The organism is Microbacterium trichothecenolyticum, from assembly GCF_041938625.1.
Lineage (GTDB): Bacteria > Actinomycetota > Actinomycetes > Actinomycetales > Microbacteriaceae > Microbacterium > Microbacterium trichothecenolyticum_D.
This window is the reverse complement of record NZ_CP169427.1, coordinates 1023731-1047349: the sequence shown is the minus strand read 5'-3', so window position 1 is coordinate 1047349 and position 23619 is coordinate 1023731. Positions and strand designations below refer to the sequence as shown.

Genomic DNA, 23619 nt, shown 5'->3' with positions numbered 1-23619 from the left:
GGGGAGCGGGGCCACGGGCGCGGCTACGGGTGACGCGTGATCTTCACCAGGCGGGGGGTGTCGGCGTCGAGCTCGGCCTCATGGGCGGTGGTGCCGCACGCGTCGTCGACGCCGTGGCCGTGCCACTCGCGCTCGAGCTCGACCTCCCACCACTGCTCGCGCAGCCCGTCGACGAGGCCCCGACCCCACTCCACGATCACGACGGAGCCGTCGAAGTCGATGTCGAGGTCGTCGAGCTCGGCCGCCGAGCCGAGGCGGTACGCGTCCACGTGCACGAGCGGCGCGCCACCCGACAGCGACGGGTGGGTGCGGGCGAGCACGAACGTCGGGCTCTGGATCGGGCCGCGCACGTCGAGCCCCCGGCCGATGCCGCGGGTGAGGGTCGTCTTGCCCGCGCCGAGCGGACCGGTGAGCACCACCATGTCGCCGGGGCGCAGCATCCGTCCCATCTCTTCGCCGAGTGCCTCCATCGACTCGGGCGAGGTGATCTCGCGCGTGCCGACCAAGCCGTCCAAGCCCTGAGCTGTCGTGTTCACGCCCGATGCAACAACCGGGGTGTCGTCGGCGTTCCCGCTCACTCCGATACCTGCCGGCGGGGAACGCGGGGTCCGATGCGCGTGACGATCTCGTAGTTGATGGTGCCCGCGGCATCCGCCCATTCCGTCGCCGACGGCACGCCGAGGGTCGGGTCTCCGAACAGCACGGCCGTGTCGCCCACGGCCACGGGCGCATCGCCCACGTCGACGACGAACTGGTCCATCGCGATGCGGCCCGCGACGGTGAAGCGGCGCCCGCCGATGACGACCGGCCCCGCGCCCGATGCCTGCCGCGGCACCCCGTCCGCGTAGCCGAGGGGCACGAGGGCCAGCGTGGTCTCGGCGGGAGCGCGGTAGTCGTAGCCGTACGACACACCCTTGCCGGCCGGCACACGGCGCACCGCGGCGACGGTGCCGCGCAGCGTCATCGCGGGGCGCAGGCCCAGGTCGGCCGAGGTGCGGTCGTCGAACGGCGAGAGCCCGTAGATCCCGATGCCGATGCGCACGCAGCCGAGGCGCGCCTCGGGCAGGTCGATCGCGGCGTGCGTCGCGGCGATGTGCCTGAGCGGCGGCGCGAGGCCGAGCGAGGCGGCGGCGGCCACGCCCTCCTCGAACGCGCGCAGGGCGGCGCGGTCGTCTTCGGTCGACGCGTTCGAGAGGTGGCTGAAGAGGGCGATCACGCGCACCCGGCCGATGCGCTCGAGGCGAGCGGCCTCGGCGAACACCACGCGGTACTCCTCGGGTGCGATGCCGTTGCGTGAGAGCCCGGTCTCGAGTTTCAGGTGCACACCGACGGGACGATCGGCGGATGCTGCGGTCGCGGCCTTCTGCAGCTGCTCGAGGCTCGAGATGCCGAGCTCGATGCCGAGTGCGGCGGCCTCGGCGAAATCCGCGCCGGGGGCGTGCAGCCACGCGACGATCGGGGCGTCGATGCCCGCGCGGCGGAGGGCCAGCGCCTCGGTGATGTCGGAGACGCCGAGCCGCGACGCACCGCCGGCGAGCGCGGCGAGCGCCGAGCGCACCGCGCCATGCCCGTACCCGTCGGCCTTGACGACCGCGATGATCTCCGAGCCGGTGAGCCGGCGGAGGTGCCGCACGTTGTCCTCGATCGCGCCGACGTCGACCGTCGCCTCGCGCAGGGCTCCGGAAGGCACGCGGCTCACGCGTCCGCTCCTCGGGTGCCATCGGACTCGCGAGGCCGGGGATCCGCGCCGAGACCGGGGACGTCTCCCTCGGTCTCGCGAGGAATCCCCTGGTTCGGCGCCTCCGGCACGGCCTCGGCGATCACGTACGCCGTCGCGAGGCCGGCGTCGTGCGAGAGCGACAGGTGCAGCGCCGTGATGCCCCGCCCGGCGACCACCTCGGCCGTCGAGCCGCGCAGCGAGAACACCGGGCGCCCCGACGGCTCGGACGCGATCTCGATCTCGGTCCAGTGCACGCCGTCCGAACCGCCGAGCGCCTTGATGAGCGCCTCCTTCGCGGCGTACCGCGCGGCCTGCGAGTGCGGCTTGAGCTGCTGCTCCGCCTCCGAGAAGAGTCGCGGGAGCAGCTGCGGGGTGCGCTCGATCGTCCGCTCGAACCGAGGGATGTCGACGATGTCGACGCCGATACCGACGATCATGTGGTCCTCCTGCGTGCTGCAGCCGCAGCATCCGCCACCCTATCGCGCGGCAGCGCAACCCCCGCTTGCCTCACGACGCACGGCAGGCGGAACGGATGCTGCTACTCGACCGTCACCGACTTCGCGAGGTTGCGGGGCTGGTCGACGTCGAGGCCCTTGGCCGTGGCGAGGCCCATCGCGAAGATGTGCAGCGGCACGACGGCCAGGAGCGGTTCGAAGAACGGGCCGGCCAGCGGGATGCGGAGCACCTCGTCGGCCTTGGGCAGCACCGCGGCGTCGCCCTCCTCGGCGATCGCGATGACGCGGGCGCCGCGGGCGCGGATCTCCTCGATCGAGGAGATGACCTTCTTGTGCATCTCCGACGACTTGCGCGGCGACGGGACGATGACGAACACCGGCTGGCCCGGCTCGATGAGCGCGATCGGGCCGTGCTTGAGCTCACCGGCGGCGAAGCCCTCGGCGTGGATGTATGCGAGCTCCTTGAGCTTGAGCGCGCCCTCGAGCGCGATCGGGAAGCCGACGTGGCGACCGAGGAACAGCACCGAGCGGGTGTCGGCCATCCAGTGGGCGAACTGCTCGATGCGGGGCTGCTCGCGCTCGAGGATCTGCGCGATCTTCCCCGGGATGGCCTCGAGCTCGCGCACGTGGTCGGCGGCGTCCGCCGCGGTGATCGCGCCGCGGACGCGGCCGATGTGCAGGGCCATCAGGTACAGCGCCGTGATCTGCGCGACGAAGGCCTTGGTCGAGGCGACCGCGACCTCGGGACCCGCGTGCGTGTAGACGATCGCGTCGGACTCGCGCGGGATCGTGGCGCCCTGCGTGTTGCACACCGACAGCGTCTTCGCGCCGTGCTCGCGCGCGTACTTGACGGCCATGAGGGTGTCCATGGTCTCGCCCGACTGGCTGATCGAGACGACGAGGGTGTCGGGGCCGATCACCGGGTCGCGGTAGCGGAACTCATGCGCGAGCTCCACGTCGACGGGGATGCGGGTCCACTGCTCGATCGCGTACTTGCCGACCTGGCCCGCGTACGCCGCGGTGCCGCAGGCGATGACGATGATGCGCGAGACACCGGCGAAGAGCTCGTCGAGTCCGTCGAGCTCGGGGATCACGACCTCGCCGTCGCGCACGCGGCCGCGCAGCGTGTTGGCGACGGCCTCGGGCTCCTCCGAGATCTCCTTGGCCATGAACGACGACCAGCCGCCCTTCTCGGCGGCGGACGCGTCCCACGTCACCTCGAACGGCTCGACCTCGACCGGGTTGCCGTCGAAGTCGGTGACCGTCACGGCCTCGGGGGTGATCGCGACGATCTGGTCCTGGCCGATCGCGAGGGCGTTGCGGGTGTGCTCGACGAAGGCGGCGACATCCGAGCCGAGGAAGTTCTCCCCCTCGCCCAGGCCGATCACGAGCGGCGAGTTGCGGCGGGCGCCGACGACGAGTCCGGGCTGGTCCTCGTGCATCGCGAGCAGGGTGAAGGCGCCCTCGAGGCGCGAGACGACGGCGCGGAAGGCCTCTTCGAGGTCGCCGGTGCGGCGGTACTCGCGGCCGAGGAGCACGGCGGCGACCTCGGTGTCGGTCTCGCTGCGGAAGGTGAACCCGTCCGCGAGGAGCTCGTCCTTGAGCTCGGAGAAGTTCTCGATGATGCCGTTGTGGATGACGGCGAGCTTGTCGTCGTCGGCGAGGTGCGGGTGGGCGTTGCCGTCGGTCGGCCCGCCGTGCGTCGCCCAGCGGGTGTGGCCGATGCCGGTGGTGCCGTCGGCGAGCGGGTGCGCGGCGAGGTCGTCGCGCAGCACCTTGAGCTTGCCGGCGCGCTTGCGCATCCCGAGGCCCCCGTCGCCGTCGATGACGGCGATGCCGGCGGAGTCGTACCCCCGGTACTCCAGGCGCGAGAGACCCGAGATCAGGACGGCCTGGCTCTGGCGCGGGCCCACGTATCCGACGATTCCACACATGCCGACAATGGTAGGCGGCGGGTTTCGCAAGGAACCCTTACGAATCCGCTCGCGCCGTTCCCGAGTGAAACGGATGCTGCGCCCCGGCCATCGACCGGGCGTTTCGGCGACTCGCCAAGAAAGGCACCACCGCGCCGCGTTCTTGGCGACTCGCCAGGAGCCGCCGAGGGCCAGGGTCTGGCGAGTCGCCAGGAAGTGTTGCGGAACGCGCGGGAATTCGGCGAGTCGCCAAAACCAGCCCGGCGGGCGGGCGCGCCGGCACGGACCGGCGAGCGCGCGACGCGGTGGTCAGAGCTTGCGGAGGAGCACCGTCTCCACGGTGTGGTCGGCCGCCTTCTGCAGCACGAGGTTCGCGCGGTGGCGAGTGGGGAGCACGTTCTCCTCGAGGTTCGGAAGGTTGATCGCGTTCCAGAAGCCGAGGGCGCGCTCCACGGCCTCCTCGTCCGACAGCTGCGCGAACACGTTGAAGAACGAGTTCGGGTTGCTGAACGCAGCGCGGCGCAGGGCGAGGAAGCGGTCCACGTACCACTGCGCGATGTGCGCAGCATCCGCGTCGACGTAGATCGAGAAGTCGAACAGGTCGCTGACCGCGACGTCGTTCGGGGTGGGCGGCGGCTGCAGCACATTGAGACCCTCGACGATGACGATGTCGGGGCGGCGCACGGTGATGACCGCGTCAGGCACGATGTCGTACCGCATGTGCGAGTAGAACGGCGCCTTCACCTCGGGCGCCCCGCTCTTCACCTCGGTGAGGAACGACACGAGCGCGCGGCGGTCGTACGACTCGGGGAAGCCCTTGCGGTCCATGAGGCCGCGGCGCTCGAGCTCGGCGTTCGGGTAGAGGAACCCGTCGGTCGTGATGAGCTCGACGCGGGGCGTTCCCGGCCAGCGAGAGGTGAGCTCGCGCAAGAGGCGCGCGATCGTGGACTTGCCCACGGCCACCGAGCCCGCCACGCCGACGATGAACGGCGTGGTCGAGTCCGCCTCGCCGAGGAACGCGGACTCCTCACCGCCGAGGCGCTTCGTCGACTCCGCGTACAGCGACAGCAGGCGCGACAGCGGCACGTACACCTGCTCGACCTCGGCCATGTCGAGGCGGTCGCCGAGCCCGCGGATCTGCACGATCTCGGTCTCGGTGAGCGGCTGTGTCATGCCCGACGCGAGGCGGGCCCAGTCGGCGCGGTCGATCTCGCGGTACAGCGAGAGTGCGGGGGTGGCAGCGCCCGTTTCGTAGGCGATCGCTTCGTCGGCGGACATCGCGCCCATCGTAGCCCGTCGGCGCCGCTACGCTTCTTGCGTGCGCCTCGGAGTTCTCGACATCGGCTCGAACACCGTCCACCTGCTGGTCGCCGACGTCCGCCCCGGCGGCCGGCCTCTCGCCACGACGAGTCAGCGCACGGTGCTGCGGCTCATGCGCTACCTCGCGCCCGACGGCTCGATCACCGAGGAGGGCGTCACGGCGCTCGTCGGCGCGGTGACCGAGGCGCGAAACGTCGCCGCGGCCGAGTCGGTCGACGAACTGCTGGCGACGGCGACGAGCGCGGTGCGCGAGGCGAAGAACGGCCCCGAGGTGATCGCGCTCATCGAGGAGGCCCTCGGCCAGCCGCTGCAGGTGCTGGGCGGCGAGACCGAGGCGCGGTACACGTTCCTCGCGGTGCGCCGGTGGTTCGGCTGGGCGGCCGGGCAGATCCTGCTGTTCGACATCGGCGGCGGCTCGCTCGAGATCGCGGCCGGAGCCGACGAACTGCCCGAGCAGGCAGCATCCGTCCCCCTCGGTGCCGGGCGCATGACGGTGCAGTTCCTCCCCGACGACCCGCCGGGTGAAGCGGCCGTCGAGAAGCTGCGCGACCACGCGCGGGCCACCCTCGCCCCGGTCGCCGCGTCGTTCGGCTCGCTCGCCAGGCCCGACCATGTGGTGGGCTCGTCGAAGGCGATCCGGTCGCTCGCGAAGCTGGTCGGCTATCCGGTTCCGGGTTGGTCGGGAATCGAACGGATGCTGCTCCCCCGCGCCGCCCTCGGCTCGTGGATCCCGCGCCTGGCGCGCATTCCCGCGTCGGCGCGCCAGGAGCTTCCCGGCATCACGCCGGACCGCACGTTCCAGATCGTCGCCGGCGCCGTCGTGCTGCACGAGGCGATGCGCGCGATGGACGTGGACGAGCTCGAGGTCTCGCCGTGGGCCCTGCGCGAAGGCGTGCTGCTGCGCTACATCGAGTCGCTCAGCTGGAGCGCGCCGAGCGCCTGACGACCGGCTGCAGGACGGCGAGCGCTACGCCTCGATCGCCTCGGTGTACGCGGTGTAGATGCCGTAGACCGCGATGCCGGCGAGATGCCACTCGCGAGGTCCCTCAGGACCGAGGGCGGCGACGCGAGGCGCGTCGACCATCGCCGGGTTGATGCGGCGGTGGTCGCTCATGCCGTCGACCATCGCCATGATGGCCACGGCCAGATCGCGCTCGTCGACGCCCTCGCGCATGCGGAGCCCGAAGGCGCCGTTGAGCGCCCGGTACGTCTCGGCCATGCGGGTCAGGTACCGGTCCTCGATCTCCGACAGCAGCGCACGGACCTCCTCACCGCCGGGGACGGCGTCGCCGCTGGAGAGCGCCGCCGACATCGCCCGGTATGCCCGGAACGCCACGGTGTGCTCCACCGCGGTCATGTTGTGCGACACGGTGACGCGCAGCGCTTCGCGGAGTGCCACCTGCCGACCCTCGGGAGTGCTCATCGCCTCCGGATCGCCGGTGACCGCCTCCTCGAGGCGGCGGAGCGTTTCGCCGTCGAACCCGGTGTCGAAGCCCGGGTCCGCCTCGAACAGGGCCCGCACGAGGTCCGCGACGAAGGCCACGCGGTCGGGCCAGATGCGGAAGACGGTCGACCGCGGCACTCCCGCAGTGCGGATCAGATCCTCGAGCTCGATGTTGGCGTAGTCGAGCAGCAGGCCCTCTTCTTTGACGCGGTCGACGGCGACAGCGAGCATCAGTGCGCGCGTTTCTCCCGCGGGGCGCCGCGATCGGGATTCGGGTTGCTCCACACCTCGATTATCGTCCTCGGAGCGCTGTCCGGTAGGCCTCTTCGCCTCCGCAGAAAGTCGCGGTGCCGGGTCCCCACAACCCGGCACCGACTAGATCGAACGCGACGACATGAGGCCGCCGGCAAGATCGTTGTGCAAGAGCCCCCCGACTCCTGCACGCATTCCAGACTAGAGACTGGAAGTCTCATATCTCAAGTCCGGTCTGCAACACACAGGCTCAGGTTCTGCACCCGCGTCAGTCCGACAGAACGACCTGATCGACCATGAGGTGTCCCCACTGTCCGGTCGCGTCGTCCAGGATCTGGAACTGCGCCGTCCGTCCGGCGAGATCGCGCAGATCCCATTCGACGTGGCGCAGATCCGCAGAGTCCTCACCGGTCGCCGTGCGGACGGGCTGCCCGTCGACGAGCAGCTGCACCGAGGTGGCAGGCTCCACGCCGAGCGGGTGGTCGCCGCCGCCGATGAGGAAGTGCAGGAAGTTCCTGTCGATCGTGAACGCCGGCGAGGTGATCGTGCCCGTGGCCGGGTCGCCCCCGCCCGCGAAGGTGTCGGCGACCCGCGCTCCGACCTGTCCGCGCAGGTCGGCCGCGCTCGGTCCCAGGCCGATGAAACTGCCGGTCGCGGTCCATCCCGGCCCCCACGTGTCGCCTTCGAAGTCGGCGATCACCCGGGCCGGTCGCTGCACGACGCTGCCGAACTCGGTGATCGTCAGATCGTGGAACACCGCCGGGCCGCCCGAGGAGTAGAGCGCGATGCCGTCGTCGGCGGGCGGCGCGAAGACCTGGCTCGAGTGGACGTACCTGCCGTCGTCGACGAAGACCTCGATCGTGGTGCGGTCGACCAGGATGCGCAGATGCACCGTGTCGGCGCCGCCGTCGAAGGGCGTGCGGCTCTCGGTCTTCCAGGTTCCGGCCGGGTAGCCGGTCTGGCCGCGATTCAGGTAGGCGTAGGTGCTGGTCACGCCGACGTCGGCGTGACGCGACCCGTCGGCCGAGCGCCTCAGCTGCAGGCCGATGTTGGTCGCGGTCTCCCACGTCACGTCCGCCTCGACCTGGTACGCGTCGCCCTGGTAGGCGAGCGGCAGGAACCCGTCGACGCTCACATCGCCGAGCTCGATGCGCTCGGTCGTGATGTCGGCGAGCGCCGCCACCGGCTGCGAGACCAGGCTGAACGTCGAGCCGTACTTCTTGAGACGGATCTCGCGGGTGATGGAGTCGGTGCCGTTGAAGCCGTCCGCCGTCCATGTCGGCGTCGAGTGCGCGTAGTCCCAGTTGTTCATCCAGCCCACGGCGTACCGGCGGTCCAGCGGCGCGGCAGGATCCTCCCACGTCACCGCGCCGTACCAGTCGAACCCGTGGTCGAGCCACTGCGGGGCGCTCTGATCGAACGTGAACGACGTGCCGTCGAATGCTCCCGTCCAGTACGCGAACGTCGCGGGCTCGCCGGTCGCGTACCCGTTCGCGCTGACGCCGAACACCCACTTCTCGGTGCCGTCGTCCGCACGGATCCGGAAGAGGTCCGGGCACTCGATCGTGCCGATGCCGGGGTTCACGTACTCCCACGTGCGGGACCAGGTCTTCAGGTCCGGCGACGTGTAGAAGCTCACCCGGTCGCGCTCGGCGATCAGCGCGACCCAGCGGCCGCGCTCGGCATCCCACACGACCTTCGGATCGCGGAAGTCTGCGCGCCCGCCGTTGGGGATCACCGGCTCGTCTCCGTACGGACGGAAGTTGCGACCGCCGTCCGTCGAGTACCAGAGGAACTGCGCCTGAGGTCCGGAGGCGTTCGCCTGCTGCGCGGGCGTGGGGTGGTCCATCTGGGTGACGAGCATCACCACGGCGCCGGCGCCGAACCCGGCCGTGTCCGCCGCGTCGACGACGGTCGATCCCGACCAGAGGTCGTAGTTCGCGTTCGTCTTCTTGGGCGCGGCGACGCCCTGGTCGGCGAACACGACGCCGTCGTACGACGTCGCGAGCCGCCACTCCGTGCCGAAGTTCGCGGCCGGATCCGCGTTGTAGTCGCCGTTGTAGAGGTAGTAGTAGTGGAACTTGCCGTCCACGAAGACCGGCCGCTGAGGGTCGTTCTTCCAGTGGTCGGGCACGGTGAAGTGGTACTGAGCCCGGTAGTCGTCGGCGGATTCGGCGGCCGCGGCGGCGTCATCGCCGGCGCCTGCCACCACACCTCCGCCGATCCCCACGGCGATCACGGCAAGCGCACCCACCGTCAGACGCAGGGAGCGCCCCTTCGAAACTGACATCATCGTCATCCTTCTCTCGCGCGGACGTGGCACCCCGAAGCGGGAGGGCCGGGGCTCGTCCGCGAAACCCCGGCCGCTCGTGTCAGACGGAGGCGCCTACCTCCTCGCGGCGGACGAGGCGTCCGCCATCCCACTGCACCGGCATCGGGTCGGTGATGCCGCCCAGGAACCGCCCGCCCTCGCCGAGGTTGCGGAAGGCGAAGAGCAGCCACTCGCCGTCCGACCGGCGCTGCAGCAGGCGCCCGACGTACAGGCGCTCATCGGTCAGCGGGTATGCGCCGTCGATGTCGAACGGTCCGAGGAGGCTCTCCGCCGGCACCGCCCACGTGCCGCCGGCCGCGGCGCGACGGGACGCGGTGCTGTGCTCCTTCAGGCACGAGAAGATCACCACCGGCCGCCCGTCGACGACCTCGGCCTGCAGCACCTCGAGCTGCCCGAACCCGTCGATGCTGGGCGCGCTGAGCGGCTCGCGCAGCTCCCATGTGCGCAGGTCCGCCGACCAGGCGTGCCCGATGACGCCCCGTCCATCGACAGGTCCTTCCGGCGCGCGGGCCGTGATGAGCATGTGCCAGCCGTTCCCGTCCGGGTCGGCGAACACCCACGGGTCGCGGAAGGCCTCGTCGTGCCACGCGCCGCTGGAGATCTTCTCGTACCAGGGCCCCGTCGCTTCGAGCACCGGTGCGCCCGCCTTCGTCCAGGTGAACAGGTCGGGCGACGTGGCGTAGCCGATCCGCTGCACGTTCTGCCCGCCGGGGGCGAGAGTCGCGCCCGTGTAGAACATGAACCACGTGCCGTCAGGGTGCCTCACGATCGATCCGGTCCACGTCGCGAGCTCATCGAAGGCAGGGGCGTCGCTGCGCACCAGCGCATCGGCGACCCGCGTCCACTCGACGAGGTCGGTCGAGACCGCGTGGCCGACGGAGGCGCGGTAGTGACGGGCCTCGGGGTCGTGCAGGGCGCGCGAGGCGTAGAGGAAGAAGAGGTGATAGCGCTCGCCGTCGTCGGCGAACCAGTAGTCCCATACCCAGGAATCGGGGAGGTCGAACACGAGAGTTCCTTCGAGAGTCGTGCGCGGTGGATCGCGCGATGGTGTGCCCTTCCGCCCGACGGGCGGGGAGTGCGAGTGTGGGGGGCGGCGGCCTAAGCGGCGTTGCCGGCGCGGACGGCGAGTTCGGCACGACGGGGAGGATCGGCGCCTGGCCGCGACACCGTGATCGCCGCCGCGCGGGCGGATGCCTGCAGGAGGGATTCCACGACGGAGGGACGGATGCTGCGCCCCGCTGTCGCGAGCGAGGCCCGCAGTTCGTCGCTGCCGACGATGCTGTCGATGAGCACGCCCATGAACGTGTCACCGGCACCGACGGTGTCGACCACCTCGGTCAGGACGCCGGGCACGGCGACCACGCCGTCGGCGGTCACGCCGATCGCACCGTCCGCCCCGAGGGTGACCACGACGAGTCGCGGGCCACGAGCGACCCATTCCCGGGCGACCTCCACGAGATCGCGTCCGGGGTGGAGCCACCGGAGGTCCTCGTCGCTCGCCTTCACGACGTCGGCGAGCTCCACCAGCGCGGCGACATGCTGCCGGACGCGGTCCGGGTCGTCGACGAGCGACGGCCGGATGTTGGGGTCGTAGGTCACGATCGCCCGTTCCCGCACCGCCCGCACCAGTGCCGCCACCTGCCCGGCGCCGGGTTCGAGCACCGCGGCGACGGAGCCGACGTGCACGACGTCGGCCTTCCCCGCGAGTGCCTCGAGGTGCGTGGCGCCCGCCCCGAGGTCCCACTCGAGGTCGAAGTCGTACGTGGCGGCACCGCTCGCATCGAGGTGGGCGGCGGCCGTCGACGTGCGCGCGGCCGGGACGGCCACCACCTCGACATCGGACTCCTCGAGCCACCGCCGCACACGGGCACCCCGGTCGTCCTGCGCCAGGCGGGTGATCAGCGTCGGGCGCCGCCCCAGCCTGCCGAGCGTGAGCGCGGTGTTGGCGGGGCTGCCGCCGGGCGCTTCCTCGACGACGCCGTCCGCACGGTGGACGATGTCGACGAGGGACTCTCCCACGACGACGAGGCGCAGCATCCGTTCCGTCATCCCTTCACCCCGCTCGCGGCGATGCTGCTGACGAACGCCCGCTGGAAGATCAGGAAGACGATGAGCACCGGGATCGTGATGAGAGAGGTGTAGGCCATCACCTCGCCCCACGCGGTGTTCAGCTGGAAGAAGTACTGCACACCGACCATGACCGGTCGCAGCTCCTCCTTCTGCACGACCATGAGCGGCCAGAGGTACTGGTTCCACGCCGGCAGGAAGGTGAGGATCGCCACCGTCGCGAAGGCGGGGCCCGAGAGCGGCACGAGGATGCGCCGGTAGATCGTGAACCAGCTCGCGCCGTCGATGCGGGCGGCCTCGTCGAGCGACTTGGGGATCGTGGAGAAGTACTGCGTGAAGAGGAAGATCGAGAACGCGTTCGCGATGAACGGCACGATCTGCACCTGGTACGTGTTGAGCCAGCCGAAGTCGTACTTCAGCACGCCGCCCTCCATCACCAGCGTGGGCAGCTGCGCGACCCAGTACACCATCGGCACCGCGATCGTCTCGAAGGGCACGATCAGGGTCGCGATGATGATCGCGAGGGCGATGATGCGGCCCTTCCAGGCGAGGCGGGAGAGCGCGAATCCGGCCATCGAGTTCACGATCAGCCCGAGCCCGACGGTGAGCACCGTCACGAGCACGGAGTTGAACATGAACTGCGCGACCGGAACCCGGTCGAACACCCCGAAGTAGTTGTCGAGGCTGATGTCGCCGACCGGGAGGAATGCCGCCACGGAGTCGATGTCCTGCAGGATCTGGCTGTCGGGCTTGAGGCTCGACACGAACATGAAGACCAGCGGGAACAGGAAGATGATGCCGAACAGCGACAGGGCGAGGTAGAGGAAGACTCGGCCCCAGCGGCGCTGAGCCTTCGCGCTCCTCTCCGGGGGAAGCGTCCGCGCGTTGCGGCGCGATTCGGCGGGTGCCGTGGTGAGGGTTCTGGTGGCGGTCACGTCAGTCCTTCTCTCGCGTGAGCCGGCGCTGGATGAGCGCGATGGCGAGGACCGCGACGAAGAAGATCAGCGAGATCGCCGCGGCGTAGCCGATCTCCTGCTGCGCATATCCCTTGCGCACGGCGTGGAAGACGATGGTCGAGGTCGAGTTCACCGGTCCGCCCTGGGTCATGACGCTGATCTGCACGAACAGGCCGAGCGCGGCGATGGTGATGGTGACGAGGACGAAGACCATGGTGGGCCGAAGGCCCGGCCAGGTCACGCTGGTGAACTGGCGCCACGGGCTCGCGCCGTCCATCTTCGCGGCCTCGTAGAGCTCCTCGGGGATCGTCTGCAGGCCCGCGAGCCAGATGATCATGTGGAAGCCGACGGCCTGCCAGATCGACAGCACGATGATCGCGCCGAGCGCCGTGTTCGGGTCGTTGAGCCAGTCGACGCCCTGCCATGCCCCGAAGGTGAGCGCGTCGATCATCGAGTTGATCAGGCCGTCCTTCTGGTACATGAACTTCCAGAGGATCGACACGACGACGATCGAGGTCACGACGGGGATGAAGAAGATCACGCGGAAGGCGGTGATGCCGCGCATGCGGCGGTTGACCAGCACGGCCAGCAGCAGTCCGATGCCCGCCTGCACCGGCACGACCACGAGAGCGAAGACCGCGGTGTTGCCGACCGACTGCAGGAAGACGGGGTCGGCGGTGAAGGCGCGGATGAAGTTGTCGAAGCCGACGTAGCGCGGCGGGTTCGGCGAGATGAGCCGCGCGTTCGTGAACGACAGCGCGAACGCCAGGATCACCGGGATGATGAGGAACAGCACGAGGAGGATGCCCGCGGGGGCGATCATCCCCAGGCCTGCCCAGGTCTCGCGGCCTTTGATGGAGCGGAAGCGACGGTAGGCGCGCCGAGGTTCTTCGGCGGCGACCGTCGGTGGAGTGACAGTCATGAGAGGTCTCTCGGAGAGTGCGCCGGCGGGGACCCGTGGCCCCCGCCGGCGCGGTGGATCACTGGAAGCCGTAGCCGTCGTTCGACTCGATGTTGGCGTCGATCTCCGACACCGCCTGATCGAGCGTCTGCTGCACGTCGGCGCCGTTCATGATGTCCTTCGCCGCCGTCTCGAACGTCGTCGAGATGACCGCGTACGCGGGCGTCTCGGGGCGCAGCACCGCGAACTCCTGCGAGAACTCGACGAACGGACGCAGCGCGCCATCCTCGCCGAAGTACTTCGACGCCTCGGCCGCGGCCTCCGTGGCGGGGATCACGACCTGCTTGTCGGCGAACTCGGTGAGGTACTTGTCCTGGAAGCTGAACTCGAGGTACGCGCGTGCACCGTCCGCGTCGTTGCACGACGAGGAGATCGCCCACTGCCACGAGCCGCCGCCGATCTTCGGGCCGTTGCCCAGGTCCGGCGGGGGCAGGATCAGCAGGTCGTCGCCCACCTCGTCGAGCGCGGTCACGGCGTTCCAGACGCCGGTGTAGCTGAGGGCCACCTCGTCGTCGATGAACTCCTGGTTGCCGATCGTGCCGCTGTTGTTCGCGTAGCCGTCGGCGAACAGACCCTGGAACCACTCACCCCACGCGACCGCGTCGGGGCCGTTGAGCGAGCCGTCGGCGGTGAGCATCGTGGAACGGTCGATCAGATCGCCGCCGAAGCTCTGCAGGAACGGCGAGTAGGCGTAGGGCCACCACTCGCCCGTGTCCTCGGCGCCGATGTCGATCGGCGTCTCGTACCCGGCGGACTTCAGCGTGGCCAGAACCTCGGCGAACTCCTCCTGCGTCCACGGCTGCTCGACGGTCGGGATGCGGACGCCGTTCGCCTCGAGCACCGATTTGCGCGCGAAGATGCTGAGCGCAGCATCCCAGTATCCGGCCGAGTAGATCTCGTCGTCCCACACGCCGACCGCGGTGGGAAGGAGGGAGTCGGTGATGTCGGTCGAGATGCCGAGCGGCTGCAGGTAGCCGGCCCAGGCCCAGTTGGGCATGATCGGGCCGTCGAGGTCGAGAAGGCAGGGCAGATCACCGGATGCTGCGGCCGCGACGATCGCGTCGTTGTAGGCGCCCTGCGGGAACGACTCGTGAACGACCTCGTAGTCGTCCTGCGATTCGTTGAAGTCGGCGATGATCTGCTCGTAGACCTCGAGCTCGGCGGGGTTGCCCGCCGAGTGGGTCCACATCGTCAACTGGGTGCGGCCGTCCGCGGTGGTGGTGTCACCTTGGCCGGCTTGCCCGCAGCCGGTCAGGGCGATCGCCGTGACCAGGCCCGCGGACACGAGGATCGGGGTCCTTGTGCGCATTGTTGTGGTTTCCTTTTCTTGGTGACTCACGCCCGCGTGGTCACCGATCGGGGGCCGCCTGCGGCGGCCGCTCGGTGTGTGAAGCCCGTCGCCGGTTCGGTTTGGCGACTTGCGCCGGCGGCGGGCCAACGGAGTCTCGTCGGATGACGGGACACTCCATCAGGTGCGTGGCGTCCTCATCCCCTTCCGCGCGGACGCCGAGCGCGACCTCCATCGCCCAGCGACCCATGGCGTAATGGGGCAGGGCGACGGTGGTGAGTGGGGGATCCTGTTCCGCGGCGATCAGCTGCTGGTCGTCGTAGCCGACGACCGAGAGATCACGCGGGATGTCGAGGCCGCGGCGGTGCGCGGCGATGTACACGCCGGCCGCCATGCGGTCGTTGAAGCAGAAGACACCGGTGGGCCGCTGCTCTTCGGGGAGATCGAGCAGGAGCTCGGCCGCCGCCCGGCCACCATGGGCGGAGGTCTCGGCGGTGACGTGCAGTGCCGGGTCGGCGGTGATGCCTGCCTCGGCGAGCGCCTCGAGGTACCCCTCGTGGCGCAGGCGCGAGGCGATCGGAAGCGGGTCGTCGGTGTCGAGGTAGGCGATGCGACGGTGACCGGCGGCGACCAGCTCGCGCACGGCGGCGAGCCCCCCGGCTCGGTCGTCGGGGACGACGCTCCGATAGCCCCCGCTCACCGGGCGGCAGTCCAGCAGCACCGTCTTCGCCAGGACGCCCTGCGGGACGTCGACGATCCGATGCCACATGCACGCGTAGATCATGGCGTCGACCTGCTGCGCGGTGAGGGCGTCGATCGCCGCGCGCTCGATCTCGACATCTCCGCCGGTGTCGAGGAGGTAGACGAGGTGCCCGTTGTCGCGAGCCGCATCCTGCGCGCCGGCGAGCATGCGCCCGGCGAACGGGGTGGTGGCGATCTGGTCGGAGATGAGGCCGACCGTGCGCGTCTGCTGGGTGCGGAGCCCTCGGGCCACGGAGCTCGGAGCGTAGCCGACCGCGCGGGCCGCCTCGCGGACGCGCTGGCGCGTCTCGTCCGAGATGCGCGATTCGACGTCGTTCATGACGAGCGAGACCGTGGTCACCGAGACGCCGGCTGCCGCCGCAACGTCTGAGATCCGCGCCCTCGTCATCAGAGACACTCCCTTGTGGTAAATCGATTTATCGAGCCGAACTGATTATGAACCCCCTCGCTGCACTACGTCAAGTGCTGTTTCCTCCCGCCGTGTCCCCCGAAAGGCCGACATGCGCGATCTCGTATCGCATGCGACTATGGGTACGCAATGCAAATCGATTTGCATCGCATTCCCCACCGAAGGAGCAACACTCATGAACACTCCCCCGAAGCGCGTCAGGCGTCTCCTGACAGGGGGGCTTGCGGCGGTCGCCGTGTCCGCCTCCGCTCTCGTCGGCCTCCCCGCCGCCGCCGTCGCCGCCCCCGCGGCAACCCCCGATCTCCAGGACGGCCCCCAGCCGACCGTCCACACCCAGGAGGCGTTCGCGCCCGAAGACGACTTCACCGCGAAGTGGACCCGCGCCGACGCCCGGCAGCTCAAGCGCCTGTCGGACCCCACCGCAGGCTCGAAGCAGAACTCGATGCCCGCCGAGCTCACCATGCCCGCGGTCCCGCAGGACTTCCCGGACATGAGCAACGAGCAGGTGTGGGTCTGGGACTCGTGGCCCCTGACCGATGAGGACGCCAACCAGTACAGCGTCAACGGCCAGGAGATCATCTTCTCGCTCGTGGCCGACCGCAACCTCGTCTTCGACGAGCGCCACGTGTTCGCGAAGATCGGCTACTTCTATCGCCCCGCCGGCGTCCCCGCCGACGAGCGTCCGGAGAACGGCGGCTGGACGTACGGCGGCCTCGTCTTCGACGAGGGCGTGACCGGCCAGATCTTCCCCGACCAGTCGTACAGCCACCAGACCCAGTGGTCGGGTTCGGCGCGCATCTCGAAGGGCGGCGAGATCAAGCTGTTCTTCACGGATGTCGCGTTCTACCGCAACGAGGACGGCAGCAACCGCAAGCCCTACGACCCGCGCATCGCGCTGAGCGTCGGCAAGGTGCACGCCAACAAGAACGGCGTGAAGCTGACCGGATTCGACAAGGTCATCGACCTGCTGCAGGCCGACGGCACCTACTACCAGACGGGTGAGCAGAACGAGTTCTTCAACTTCCGCGACCCGTTCACGTTCGAGGACCCGGCCCACCCCGGTGAGACCTTCATGGTCTTCGAGGGCAACAGCGCCATGCCCCGCGAGTCGGCGAAGTGCGACGAAGAGGACCTCGGCTACCGCGAGGGCGACCCCTTCGCAGAGACGGTCGAGCAGGTGAACGCCTCGGGCGCCACCTACCAGATCGGCAACGTCGGTCTCGCGAAGGCGAAGAACAAGGAGCTCACCGAGTGGGAGTTCCTGCCGCCCATCCTGTCGGCGAACTGCGTCACCGACCAGACCGAGCGTCCGCAGATCTACATGAAGGACGGCAAGTACTACCTCTTCACCATCAGTCACCGCGGCACGTTCGCGAACGGCATCGATGGCCCCGAGGGCGTCTACGGGTTCGTCGGCGACGGCATCCGCAGCGACTACCAGCCGATGAACTCCGGCTCGGGCCTCGCACTGGGCAACCCGACGAACCTGAACTTCGCGGGTGGGCAGCCGTTCGCCCCGGACTACAACCAGCCGATCGGGCACTTCCAGGCGTACTCGCACTACGTGATGCCCGGCGGACTGGTGCAGTCGTTCATCGACACGATCGGCACCGAGGGTGACTTCCGCCGCGGCGGCACGCTCGCTCCGACCGTGAAGATCGACATCGAGGGCGCCTCGTCGGCGGTCGACTACTCGTACGGTGACGGCGGGCTCGGCGGCTACGCCGACATCCCGGCGAACATCAACGTCAACCCGGGCGGCAAGGTCACGCCGCTGCCGTGACCTGATCGACAGTCGAGCGGATGCCTCGGCACGGCCCCGTGCCGAGGCATCCGTTCCCCCGTGTTCCGAGTCGAGAAGGAGACCGAATGCACACGCAGAACACCCGATCCGCGGCGCCCCGGCGCCGTCTGCTTGTCGCGGTGGTCGCGGCGGCGGCCGCTGTCCTGCTCGTGGTGGCTTTCGCGGTCGCCCTGTCGCAGCGGACGGAGACGGATGCTGCGCCCTCACCGTCCCCGACGGCGCACGGGTACGAGCGGCCGGCGGACTGGTCTCCGCACCGGCCGGCCGTGCATCTCACGCCCGCCGAGAACTGGATGAACGACCCGCAGAAGCCGTTCCTCCTCGACGGCGTGTGGCACTACTACTACCTCTACAACGCCGACTACCCCGACGGGAACGGCACCGCGTGGTACCACGCGACCTCGACCGATCTCGTGAACTGGAGCGACGAGGGCGTCGCGATCGACAAGTACACGAACGGGCTCGGCGACATCTGGACCGGCACCGCGGTGGTCGACGAGAAGAACACCGCCGGGTTCGGCGAGGGCGCCGTGATCGCGCTCGTCACGCAGCAGGTGGACGGCGTGCAGCGTCAGTCCCTGTTCGTCTCGCGCGACGGCGGCTACCGCTTCGAGTCGTTCGAGGGCAACCCCGTCATGGACAACCCGGGCGTCGCCGACTGGCGCGACCCCCGGGTCTTCTGGGACGACGCGGCCGGGCACTGGGTGATGGCCCTGGCCGAGCACGACCGGATCGGGTTCTACACGTCGCCGAACCTGCGCGACTGGACCTACACCTCGGACTTCGCGACCACCGGCCTCGGCGTGCTGGAGTGCCCCGACCTGTTCCCCATGGCGGTCGACGGCGACCCCGACCAGGTGCGCTGGGTGCTCGTCGCGGGCGCGAACGGCGCCGCCGAGGGCAAGACGACCGGAACCGCGTACTGGGTGGGCGAGTGGGACGGCGAGCGCTTCACCGCCGACGGCACCGGCCACCAGTGGATGGATCACGGCCCCGACTACTACGCGGCCGTCACGTGGGACGACCCGCGTCTCGACGAGACCGAGCGCCTCGCCTCGCGCTACGGCATCGGCTGGATGAACAACTGGGCGTACGCGGGCAAGTTCCCGACCGAGGACTGGCACGGCGGATCGGATTCGCTCGTGCGGACGATCACGCTGCGCGACGACGACGGGCGTGCGACGCTGCATTCGTCGCCCGCGCCCGAGCTCGACGCGGTTGCGGGTGACCCCGAGAGCCTCGACGATGCGCGGCTCGCCGACGGCGAGACGGTGGACGTCACGGTTCCGGCATCGGGCGCGTATCGACTGCGATTGGATGCTGCGAGCCCAGCCGGCGAACTCCGGGTGAAGGTCCTCACGGGCGACGGCAGCTTCGCGACGGTCGGCTACGACTTCGAGGCGCGGTCCGTGTTCGTCGCACGCGATGCCGACGCCGTCGCGGGCACGATGCCGGACGCCTACCGCGAGGTGCGCACGGCGGCCGTGGAACCGGTGGATGGGCGCATCACGCTCGACATCGTGGTGGACGCCGCCTCGATCGAGGTCTTCGCGGGCGACGGGCGCGCCGCGCTCACGATGGCGACGTTCGGGACGGCCGGCGCGCGGGGCCTGCAGCTCGAGGGTGCGCGAGAGGCGGTTGCCGTCACGGGTGCCAGCCTCACGCCGTTGCGCGTCGCTCCCGTCGAACGGGACGCGTCGCGCGGATAGCGGCGGGTCAGCGCAGCGCGGGCGCGGCCACCGACTCACGTTCGACGAGCCAGCCGCGCAGCAGGTGCAGCCCCTCCCCGTGCGCGGGCGCGGTGCCGTCGATCCGGTCCAGCAGGCGCGTCATCCCCCACCGCCCCATCTCGTCGTGGGGCAGGGCGACCGTGGTGAGTCCGGGGTCGAGCGCGTCGGCGACGGGATGCAGGTCGTCGATCCCCACGACCGAGAGACCCTGCGGAACGGGGATGCCTCGACGGGCGGCGGCCTGCATCACACCCATGGCGATCTGGTCGTTGAAGCAGATCACCGCCGTGGGCGGCACGGGCTGATCGAGGAGTCGTCCGCCCGCTTCGCGACCGCCCGCCGCATCGGAGGCGCAGAAGTCGAGGCGACCGTCGGCCAGCGCGATACCCGCGTCGCCCAGGGCGGATCGCACGCCGATCAGGCGGCCCCGGGCTGCGCGGGACTCGTCGGTCGTCCCGACGTATGCGATGTCGCGGTGGCCCTCATCTGTGAGCCTGTCGCACGCGAGGGCGGCGATCTGCGCCTCGTCGGGCACGACGGCATCGACCTCCCAGCCGGGTTCCGGCGCGGCATCCACGAGCACGACGGGCACGTCGTCAGGCACCTCCGGCCGATCCACGCGCTGATGGTACATACGGGCGATCAGCAGTCCGTCGACTCGCTGGGCGAGGAAGCGCGCGACGAGGTCGCGTTCAGCCTCGGCCTCGCCGCCGCTCTCGGCGACCATCAGCAGCACGTCACGCTCGAGTCCGGCTCGACGGGCGCCCTCGATGATCCGACCCGCGAACGGGGTCGCCGCAAGGTCGTCGCCGATGAGGCCGATGACGCCGGTGCGGCGGCGACGCAGCCCGCTGGCCACGCGGTCGGGCACGTATCCCAGTTCACGCGCAACGGCGAGGATGCGTTCGCGAGTATCGGCGTTGACCGCCCGCGCGCCGCTCAGCGCGTGCGAGACCGTCGTCGCCGAGACGCCCGCGGCCGCGGCCACATCGCTGACGCGCGCGCGCCCCCCAGCCTTCCCAGACATATGTCCAGCCTATGGCGCGTGACGGCGCGGTCCGGATTTCGGAGATGTGCGCGTGCTCCGGAGCGGCGCGCGGAAGCTCCGGAGCACGCTCACAAGTCCGAAATCCCGGATCCTCGGCGATCAGACCGGGCGTGGGAGGGACGGATGCTGCGCCCCCAGCGCAGGCCGACCCCTCAGCGCACGACGGCGGTCACGGTGGCGAGCCGCGCGAGCACCTCCTGGCTGATCGAGCCGAGGAGGAAGCGCGCCAGCGCGCCGCGGCCGTGCGACCCGACGACGGCGAGCCGCGCGGAAGCCGCGAGCTCGTTGATGATGTGCGACGGATAGCCGCGCTCGACGCGGCGCACGATCTCGAGGTCGGGGTATTGCGAGGCGAGTCCCGCGAGCGACAGTCCGAGGGCCTCGGCGGTGAGCTTCTCCATGTTCTCGAGGTACTCCACCGGGTACGCGCCCATGTTGCGCGGCACCTCGAGCGGCGTCCACACCGCCACGGCGATGAGCGGCTCGCCGAGGCGATCGGCCTCGGCCGCGGCGAACGCGACGGCCTTCTCCGACACCGGCGACCCGTCGACACCGACGACGACGCCGGTGCGGCCGGACACGTCCACGTCGGGCACGACCACCACGGGGCAGTGCGCTCCCGCCGCGATGCGCAACCCGTGCGCGCCACGTCGGCGCGACGCGCTGCCGGTGTGATCACTGCCGATGACGAGGAGTGACGCATGAGCGGAGGCCTCCGTCAGCACCGCGACCGGATTGCCGCGATCGACGCGCATGAACACCTTGAGCCCGAGACGAGGAAGGGCGGCTGCGGTGGCCTGGACCCGCTCCCGGGCCGCGGCGACGGCGGCCTCCAGCACCTCGTTCTCACCCACCGCGCCGACGGCTCCGCCGACGACCTCGATGAGCTTGAGCGGCAGGCGATGCGCGGACGCGCGCTTCACCGCCCACTCGATGGCGCGCTGCGCGGCAGGGCCGTCTGTGATTCCTACGACGATCGGTTCACCCACGTTGGCTCCTCTCGGATGCCCCCACGTTAGCTCGCCAGGACGCTGCCGCGTTGGATGTCGGACCGTGAGAAATTCGCGCGTCGATCAGGAATTGTCGGGCCACGGCCAGGGCCACGGCCACTCGCCTCCGGGGTCCGGGCCCGGTTCCGGTTGAGGTTCGGGTTCGGGTTCGGGTTGCGGTTGCGGTTCCGGCTGTGGCGCCGGTTCAGGAACCGTGGACTCGTCTGCCCCCGGCGCCGGCTGCGGCGCGGGTGCGGGTACGGCGTCTTCCGTCCGAGGGGCGCGGGGAGTCTGCGAGCGCTGCTCCTGCAGCTCGCGCGCCCGCAGCTGCTCCGCGGCGATCCTGACCTGCTCGTCCCGAAGTGCCGCGACGGCGCCGGCATATGATCCCATCGCCCCCAACGCACCCGCCTGATCCGTGGCCGCTGCCGCAGCGCCGGCTGCGGCACGGACGGCGTCGTGCAACGGCGCGGGCGGCAGGGGGTTCTCTGCGACGATCCGTTCGGCCCACGACGGCAGCGTGCCGCCGAGGGCGAACAGCGCGGCACGCGCGTCGTCGATGCGGCCTTGGAATGTCGCCGCGGCAGCGCGCATATCCGCCGCGGCGGCGGCGAGCTTTCCACCCTGCACGTCGGCGGCCGCCGCCGCGGCCGTGACCGCCTCGAGATCGGTGGTGTCTGTCTCGGCCGGCGCGTACGCGGCCGCCTCGACGACAGGCCCGGCGGTCCCCTGCGCCGCCAATGCGTCGAGCGCTGTCTGGGCTGCGAGCCGTGCGGTTTCGTCACTCACGCCCGCGAGTTGCGCAAGCACCGGACCGGCCGCGGCCACGGCTTCGGCACCCTCCGCACCGAGCGCGCTGTACTCGCCGATCGCGGCGTCCAAGTCGGCCTGCGCGGCGGCCGCCGCCTGCTCCGCCGTGTCCCATTGAGCGACCGCCGCCACGAGGCGATCGCGAGCCTGCGCCGACTGCACGGCAAGAGTTCCGGTGATGGCGACCGCGGCGACGATGATGACGGATGCTGCAGCCAGCCCCCACTTCACCGCTGCGCTGCGGCGCGCCGGGCGAGCGATGCGGGGCGCGGCCGCAACCGTGGGCGAGTCCGCGGATCGCGGCGTCGCGAGAGGGGTGACCGGCTTCTCCGAGTCCGCGACCGGCGCAGCCGTCCCCTGCGTCGACGTCACCGGCGCCGTCGGCAGCACCTCAGCCGCCGTCCCCGACGCGGCGGCCGGAGCCCCCGGTCCGACCACCGCAAGCACCGCGGCCACCGTCCCCGACGCGGCGGCCGGATCCCCAGGTCCGACCACCGCGGGCACCTCGGGCGCCGTCCCCCACGCAGCGGCTGGATCTCCCGTCTCGACCACCGCGGGCATCCCGGGCGCCGTCCCCCACGCAGCGGCCGGATCCCCAGCCTCCACGGCCGCCGGCATCCCGGGCGCCGTCCCCCACGCAGCGGCCGGATCCCCAGCCTCCACGGCCGCCGGCATCCCGGGCGCCGTCCCCCACGCAGCGGCCGGATCCCCAGCCTCGACCACCGCAGGCACCTCGGGCGCCGTCCCCGACGCAGCATCCAACTCCGCGGCCCCAGCCCTGTCCCCTGCAGGCACCTCAGGTGCCGTCGACGGCTCGGTCAGGTCCCCAGTGCCGACCACCGCAGGCGCGACGGGCACCGACCGCAACGCAGCAGCCAGCGCCCCAGCCCCGCCCCATGCAGGCGCCTCGGGCGCCGTCGACGGCGCGGCGGCCGGGTCCCCAGGCCCGACCGCCGCAGTGTGAACAGCGATGTCGAGCCGAGCGGGCTCGAGCGTCGGATCCGCAACCCCGGATGCGACTGCCGGGGGCGCGACGGGGACGGCCGGCACACTCGTGTGCACGGCGACCGCCCCAGAGGGGACGTCGACCAACCCGCCGACGGTCGGCGCCGACAGAGGCAGTGCCACAGCCGCCGCCCCGTGGCGGGCCATCAGGCGAGCACTGGCAGCCGCCATCGCGATCGGCTGCTGCCGCTCACCCTCTGCGAGCGGACCGAACAAACCGGCCAGCGCCGCTTCGCGCGCGCGCTCCGCCTCGAGGTCGCTCTGATCCGCGGCATCCCGCGATCGATCGCCGTGCGGCGTGCGGGGCTTGCTGCGAACGCCCATGTCGATCCCCCCTCCTCATCGCTGAGAAGG

General features: G+C 70.7%; 18 protein-coding genes and 1 pseudogene. 3 read left to right on the top strand and 16 right to left on the bottom strand.

All coding sequences use genetic code 11. The features are described from left to right. Positions 1-23: 23 nt before the first annotated feature. The 5 genes and pseudogenes from tsaE to coaA all read right to left on the bottom strand — a co-directional run bounded on the left by tsaE (position 24) and on the right by coaA (position 5366). A complete protein-coding gene (gene tsaE, locus ACEYYH_RS04700) occupies positions 24-470 on the bottom strand; it encodes a tRNA (adenosine(37)-N6)-threonylcarbamoyltransferase complex ATPase subunit type 1 TsaE (protein WP_374978158.1) in 447 nt (148 codons plus the stop codon). Between the two features lie 104 nt (positions 471-574). After that, positions 575-1699: an alanine racemase gene (gene alr, locus ACEYYH_RS04695; RefSeq protein ID WP_374977106.1), complete on the bottom strand. Its 1125-nt coding sequence runs from the start codon at positions 1697-1699 to the stop codon at positions 575-577. 104 nt (positions 1700-1803) lie between these two features. Next, positions 1804-2157 (bottom strand): annotated as a pseudogene (locus tag ACEYYH_RS04690) (holo-ACP synthase); the annotation flags it as partial. Positions 2158-2258: 101 nt separating this feature from the next. Beyond that, positions 2259-4109 carry a glutamine--fructose-6-phosphate transaminase (isomerizing) gene (gene glmS / locus ACEYYH_RS04685; RefSeq protein ID WP_374977105.1) on the bottom strand — a complete coding sequence of 617 codons (1851 nt, stop codon included), beginning with the start codon at positions 4107-4109 and terminating at the stop codon, positions 2259-2261. Between the two features lie 288 nt (positions 4110-4397). Then, a complete protein-coding gene (gene coaA, locus ACEYYH_RS04680; protein ID WP_374977104.1) occupies positions 4398-5366 on the bottom strand; it encodes a type I pantothenate kinase in 969 nt (322 codons plus the stop codon). 40 nt (positions 5367-5406) lie between these two features. On the opposite strand from coaA, the gene ACEYYH_RS04675 reads away from it, so the two are divergent. Then, positions 5407-6351, top strand: coding sequence for a Ppx/GppA phosphatase family protein (locus tag ACEYYH_RS04675; protein ID WP_374977103.1), 945 nt, complete (start codon positions 5407-5409; stop codon positions 6349-6351). A 24-nt stretch (positions 6352-6375) separates the two neighbouring features. Here the strand turns inward: ACEYYH_RS04675 and ACEYYH_RS04670 are convergent, their stop codons facing one another. The 8 genes from ACEYYH_RS04670 to ACEYYH_RS04635 all read right to left on the bottom strand — a co-directional run bounded on the left by ACEYYH_RS04670 (position 6376) and on the right by ACEYYH_RS04635 (position 15858). Then, positions 6376-7083 carry a hypothetical protein gene (locus ACEYYH_RS04670; RefSeq protein ID WP_374977102.1) on the bottom strand — a complete coding sequence of 236 codons (708 nt, stop codon included), beginning with the start codon at positions 7081-7083 and terminating at the stop codon, positions 6376-6378. A gap of 289 nt (positions 7084-7372) precedes the next feature. Continuing rightward, positions 7373-9394 carry a glycoside hydrolase family 32 protein gene (locus ACEYYH_RS04665; protein WP_374977101.1) on the bottom strand — a complete coding sequence of 674 codons (2022 nt, stop codon included), beginning with the start codon at positions 9392-9394 and terminating at the stop codon, positions 7373-7375. 82 nt (positions 9395-9476) lie between these two features. Continuing rightward, a complete protein-coding gene (locus ACEYYH_RS04660; RefSeq protein ID WP_374977100.1) occupies positions 9477-10442 on the bottom strand; it encodes a family 43 glycosylhydrolase in 966 nt (321 codons plus the stop codon). 92 nt (positions 10443-10534) lie between these two features. Continuing rightward, positions 10535-11485 carry a carbohydrate kinase gene (locus ACEYYH_RS04655; protein WP_374977099.1) on the bottom strand — a complete coding sequence of 317 codons (951 nt, stop codon included), beginning with the start codon at positions 11483-11485 and terminating at the stop codon, positions 10535-10537. Beyond that, positions 11482-12438: a carbohydrate ABC transporter permease gene (locus tag ACEYYH_RS04650; protein ID WP_374977098.1), complete on the bottom strand. Its 957-nt coding sequence runs from the start codon at positions 12436-12438 to the stop codon at positions 11482-11484. Before ACEYYH_RS04650 ends, ACEYYH_RS04655 begins: the two co-directional genes overlap by 4 nt. A 1-nt stretch (position 12439) precedes the next feature. After that, positions 12440-13381 (bottom strand): carbohydrate ABC transporter permease, encoded by a 942-nt coding sequence (locus tag ACEYYH_RS04645; protein WP_374977097.1) that lies wholly within the window; start codon positions 13379-13381, stop codon positions 12440-12442. 58 nt (positions 13382-13439) lie between these two features. Beyond that, positions 13440-14729 carry an extracellular solute-binding protein gene (locus tag ACEYYH_RS04640; RefSeq protein ID WP_374977096.1) on the bottom strand — a complete coding sequence of 430 codons (1290 nt, stop codon included), beginning with the start codon at positions 14727-14729 and terminating at the stop codon, positions 13440-13442. Between the two features lie 40 nt (positions 14730-14769). Further along, a complete protein-coding gene (locus ACEYYH_RS04635; protein WP_374977095.1) occupies positions 14770-15858 on the bottom strand; it encodes a LacI family DNA-binding transcriptional regulator in 1089 nt (362 codons plus the stop codon). A 196-nt stretch (positions 15859-16054) separates the two neighbouring features. Between ACEYYH_RS04635 and ACEYYH_RS04630 the strand changes: the two genes are divergently transcribed. Further along, a complete protein-coding gene (locus ACEYYH_RS04630; RefSeq protein ID WP_374977094.1) occupies positions 16055-17662 on the top strand; it encodes a glycoside hydrolase family 68 protein in 1608 nt (535 codons plus the stop codon). A gap of 86 nt (positions 17663-17748) precedes the next feature. Then, positions 17749-19392: a glycoside hydrolase family 32 protein gene (locus ACEYYH_RS04625; RefSeq protein ID WP_374977093.1), complete on the top strand. Its 1644-nt coding sequence runs from the start codon at positions 17749-17751 to the stop codon at positions 19390-19392. A gap of 7 nt (positions 19393-19399) precedes the next feature. On the opposite strand, the gene ACEYYH_RS04620 is transcribed toward ACEYYH_RS04625, so the two are convergent. The 3 genes from ACEYYH_RS04620 to ACEYYH_RS04610 form a co-directional block, all read right to left on the bottom strand. Further along, positions 19400-20440: a LacI family DNA-binding transcriptional regulator gene (locus tag ACEYYH_RS04620; protein WP_374977092.1), complete on the bottom strand. Its 1041-nt coding sequence runs from the start codon at positions 20438-20440 to the stop codon at positions 19400-19402. Positions 20441-20613: 173 nt separating this feature from the next. Continuing rightward, on the bottom strand, positions 20614-21450 hold the full coding sequence (locus ACEYYH_RS04615; protein ID WP_374977091.1) for a universal stress protein: 837 nt from the start codon (positions 21448-21450) through the stop codon (positions 20614-20616). A gap of 84 nt (positions 21451-21534) precedes the next feature. Then, complete coding sequence (locus tag ACEYYH_RS04610) at positions 21535-23589, bottom strand: hypothetical protein (RefSeq protein WP_374977090.1); 2055 nt, start codon at positions 23587-23589, stop codon at positions 21535-21537. Between the last annotated feature and the right edge of the window lie 30 nt (positions 23590-23619).

What these genes read in the sequence shown, in the direction of transcription:
- tsaE (WP_374978158.1), bottom strand. Translation starts at nt 470, where the DNA reads ATGGAGGCACTCGGCGAAGAGATGGGACGGATGCTGCGCCCCGGCGAC.
- glmS (WP_374977105.1), bottom strand. Translation starts at nt 4,109, where the DNA reads ATGTGTGGAATCGTCGGATACGTGGGCCCGCGCCAGAGCCAGGCCGTC.
- ACEYYH_RS04630 (WP_374977094.1), top strand. Translation starts at nt 16,055, where the DNA reads ATGAACACTCCCCCGAAGCGCGTCAGGCGTCTCCTGACAGGGGGGCTT.
- ACEYYH_RS04635 (WP_374977095.1), bottom strand. Translation starts at nt 15,858, where the DNA reads ATGACGAGGGCGCGGATCTCAGACGTTGCGGCGGCAGCCGGCGTCTCG.
- coaA (WP_374977104.1), bottom strand. Translation starts at nt 5,366, where the DNA reads ATGTCCGCCGACGAAGCGATCGCCTACGAAACGGGCGCTGCCACCCCC.
- ACEYYH_RS04655 (WP_374977099.1), bottom strand. Translation starts at nt 11,485, where the DNA reads ATGACGGAACGGATGCTGCGCCTCGTCGTCGTGGGAGAGTCCCTCGTC.
- ACEYYH_RS04645 (WP_374977097.1), bottom strand. Translation starts at nt 13,381, where the DNA reads ATGACTGTCACTCCACCGACGGTCGCCGCCGAAGAACCTCGGCGCGCC.
- ACEYYH_RS04620 (WP_374977092.1), bottom strand. Translation starts at nt 20,440, where the DNA reads ATGTCTGGGAAGGCTGGGGGGCGCGCGCGCGTCAGCGATGTGGCCGCG.
- ACEYYH_RS04640 (WP_374977096.1), bottom strand. Translation starts at nt 14,729, where the DNA reads ATGCGCACAAGGACCCCGATCCTCGTGTCCGCGGGCCTGGTCACGGCG.
- ACEYYH_RS04625 (WP_374977093.1), top strand. Translation starts at nt 17,749, where the DNA reads ATGCACACGCAGAACACCCGATCCGCGGCGCCCCGGCGCCGTCTGCTT.
- ACEYYH_RS04665 (WP_374977101.1), bottom strand. Translation starts at nt 9,394, where the DNA reads ATGTCAGTTTCGAAGGGGCGCTCCCTGCGTCTGACGGTGGGTGCGCTT.
- ACEYYH_RS04670 (WP_374977102.1), bottom strand. Translation starts at nt 7,083, where the DNA reads ATGCTCGCTGTCGCCGTCGACCGCGTCAAAGAAGAGGGCCTGCTGCTC.
- ACEYYH_RS04610 (WP_374977090.1), bottom strand. Translation starts at nt 23,589, where the DNA reads ATGGGCGTTCGCAGCAAGCCCCGCACGCCGCACGGCGATCGATCGCGG.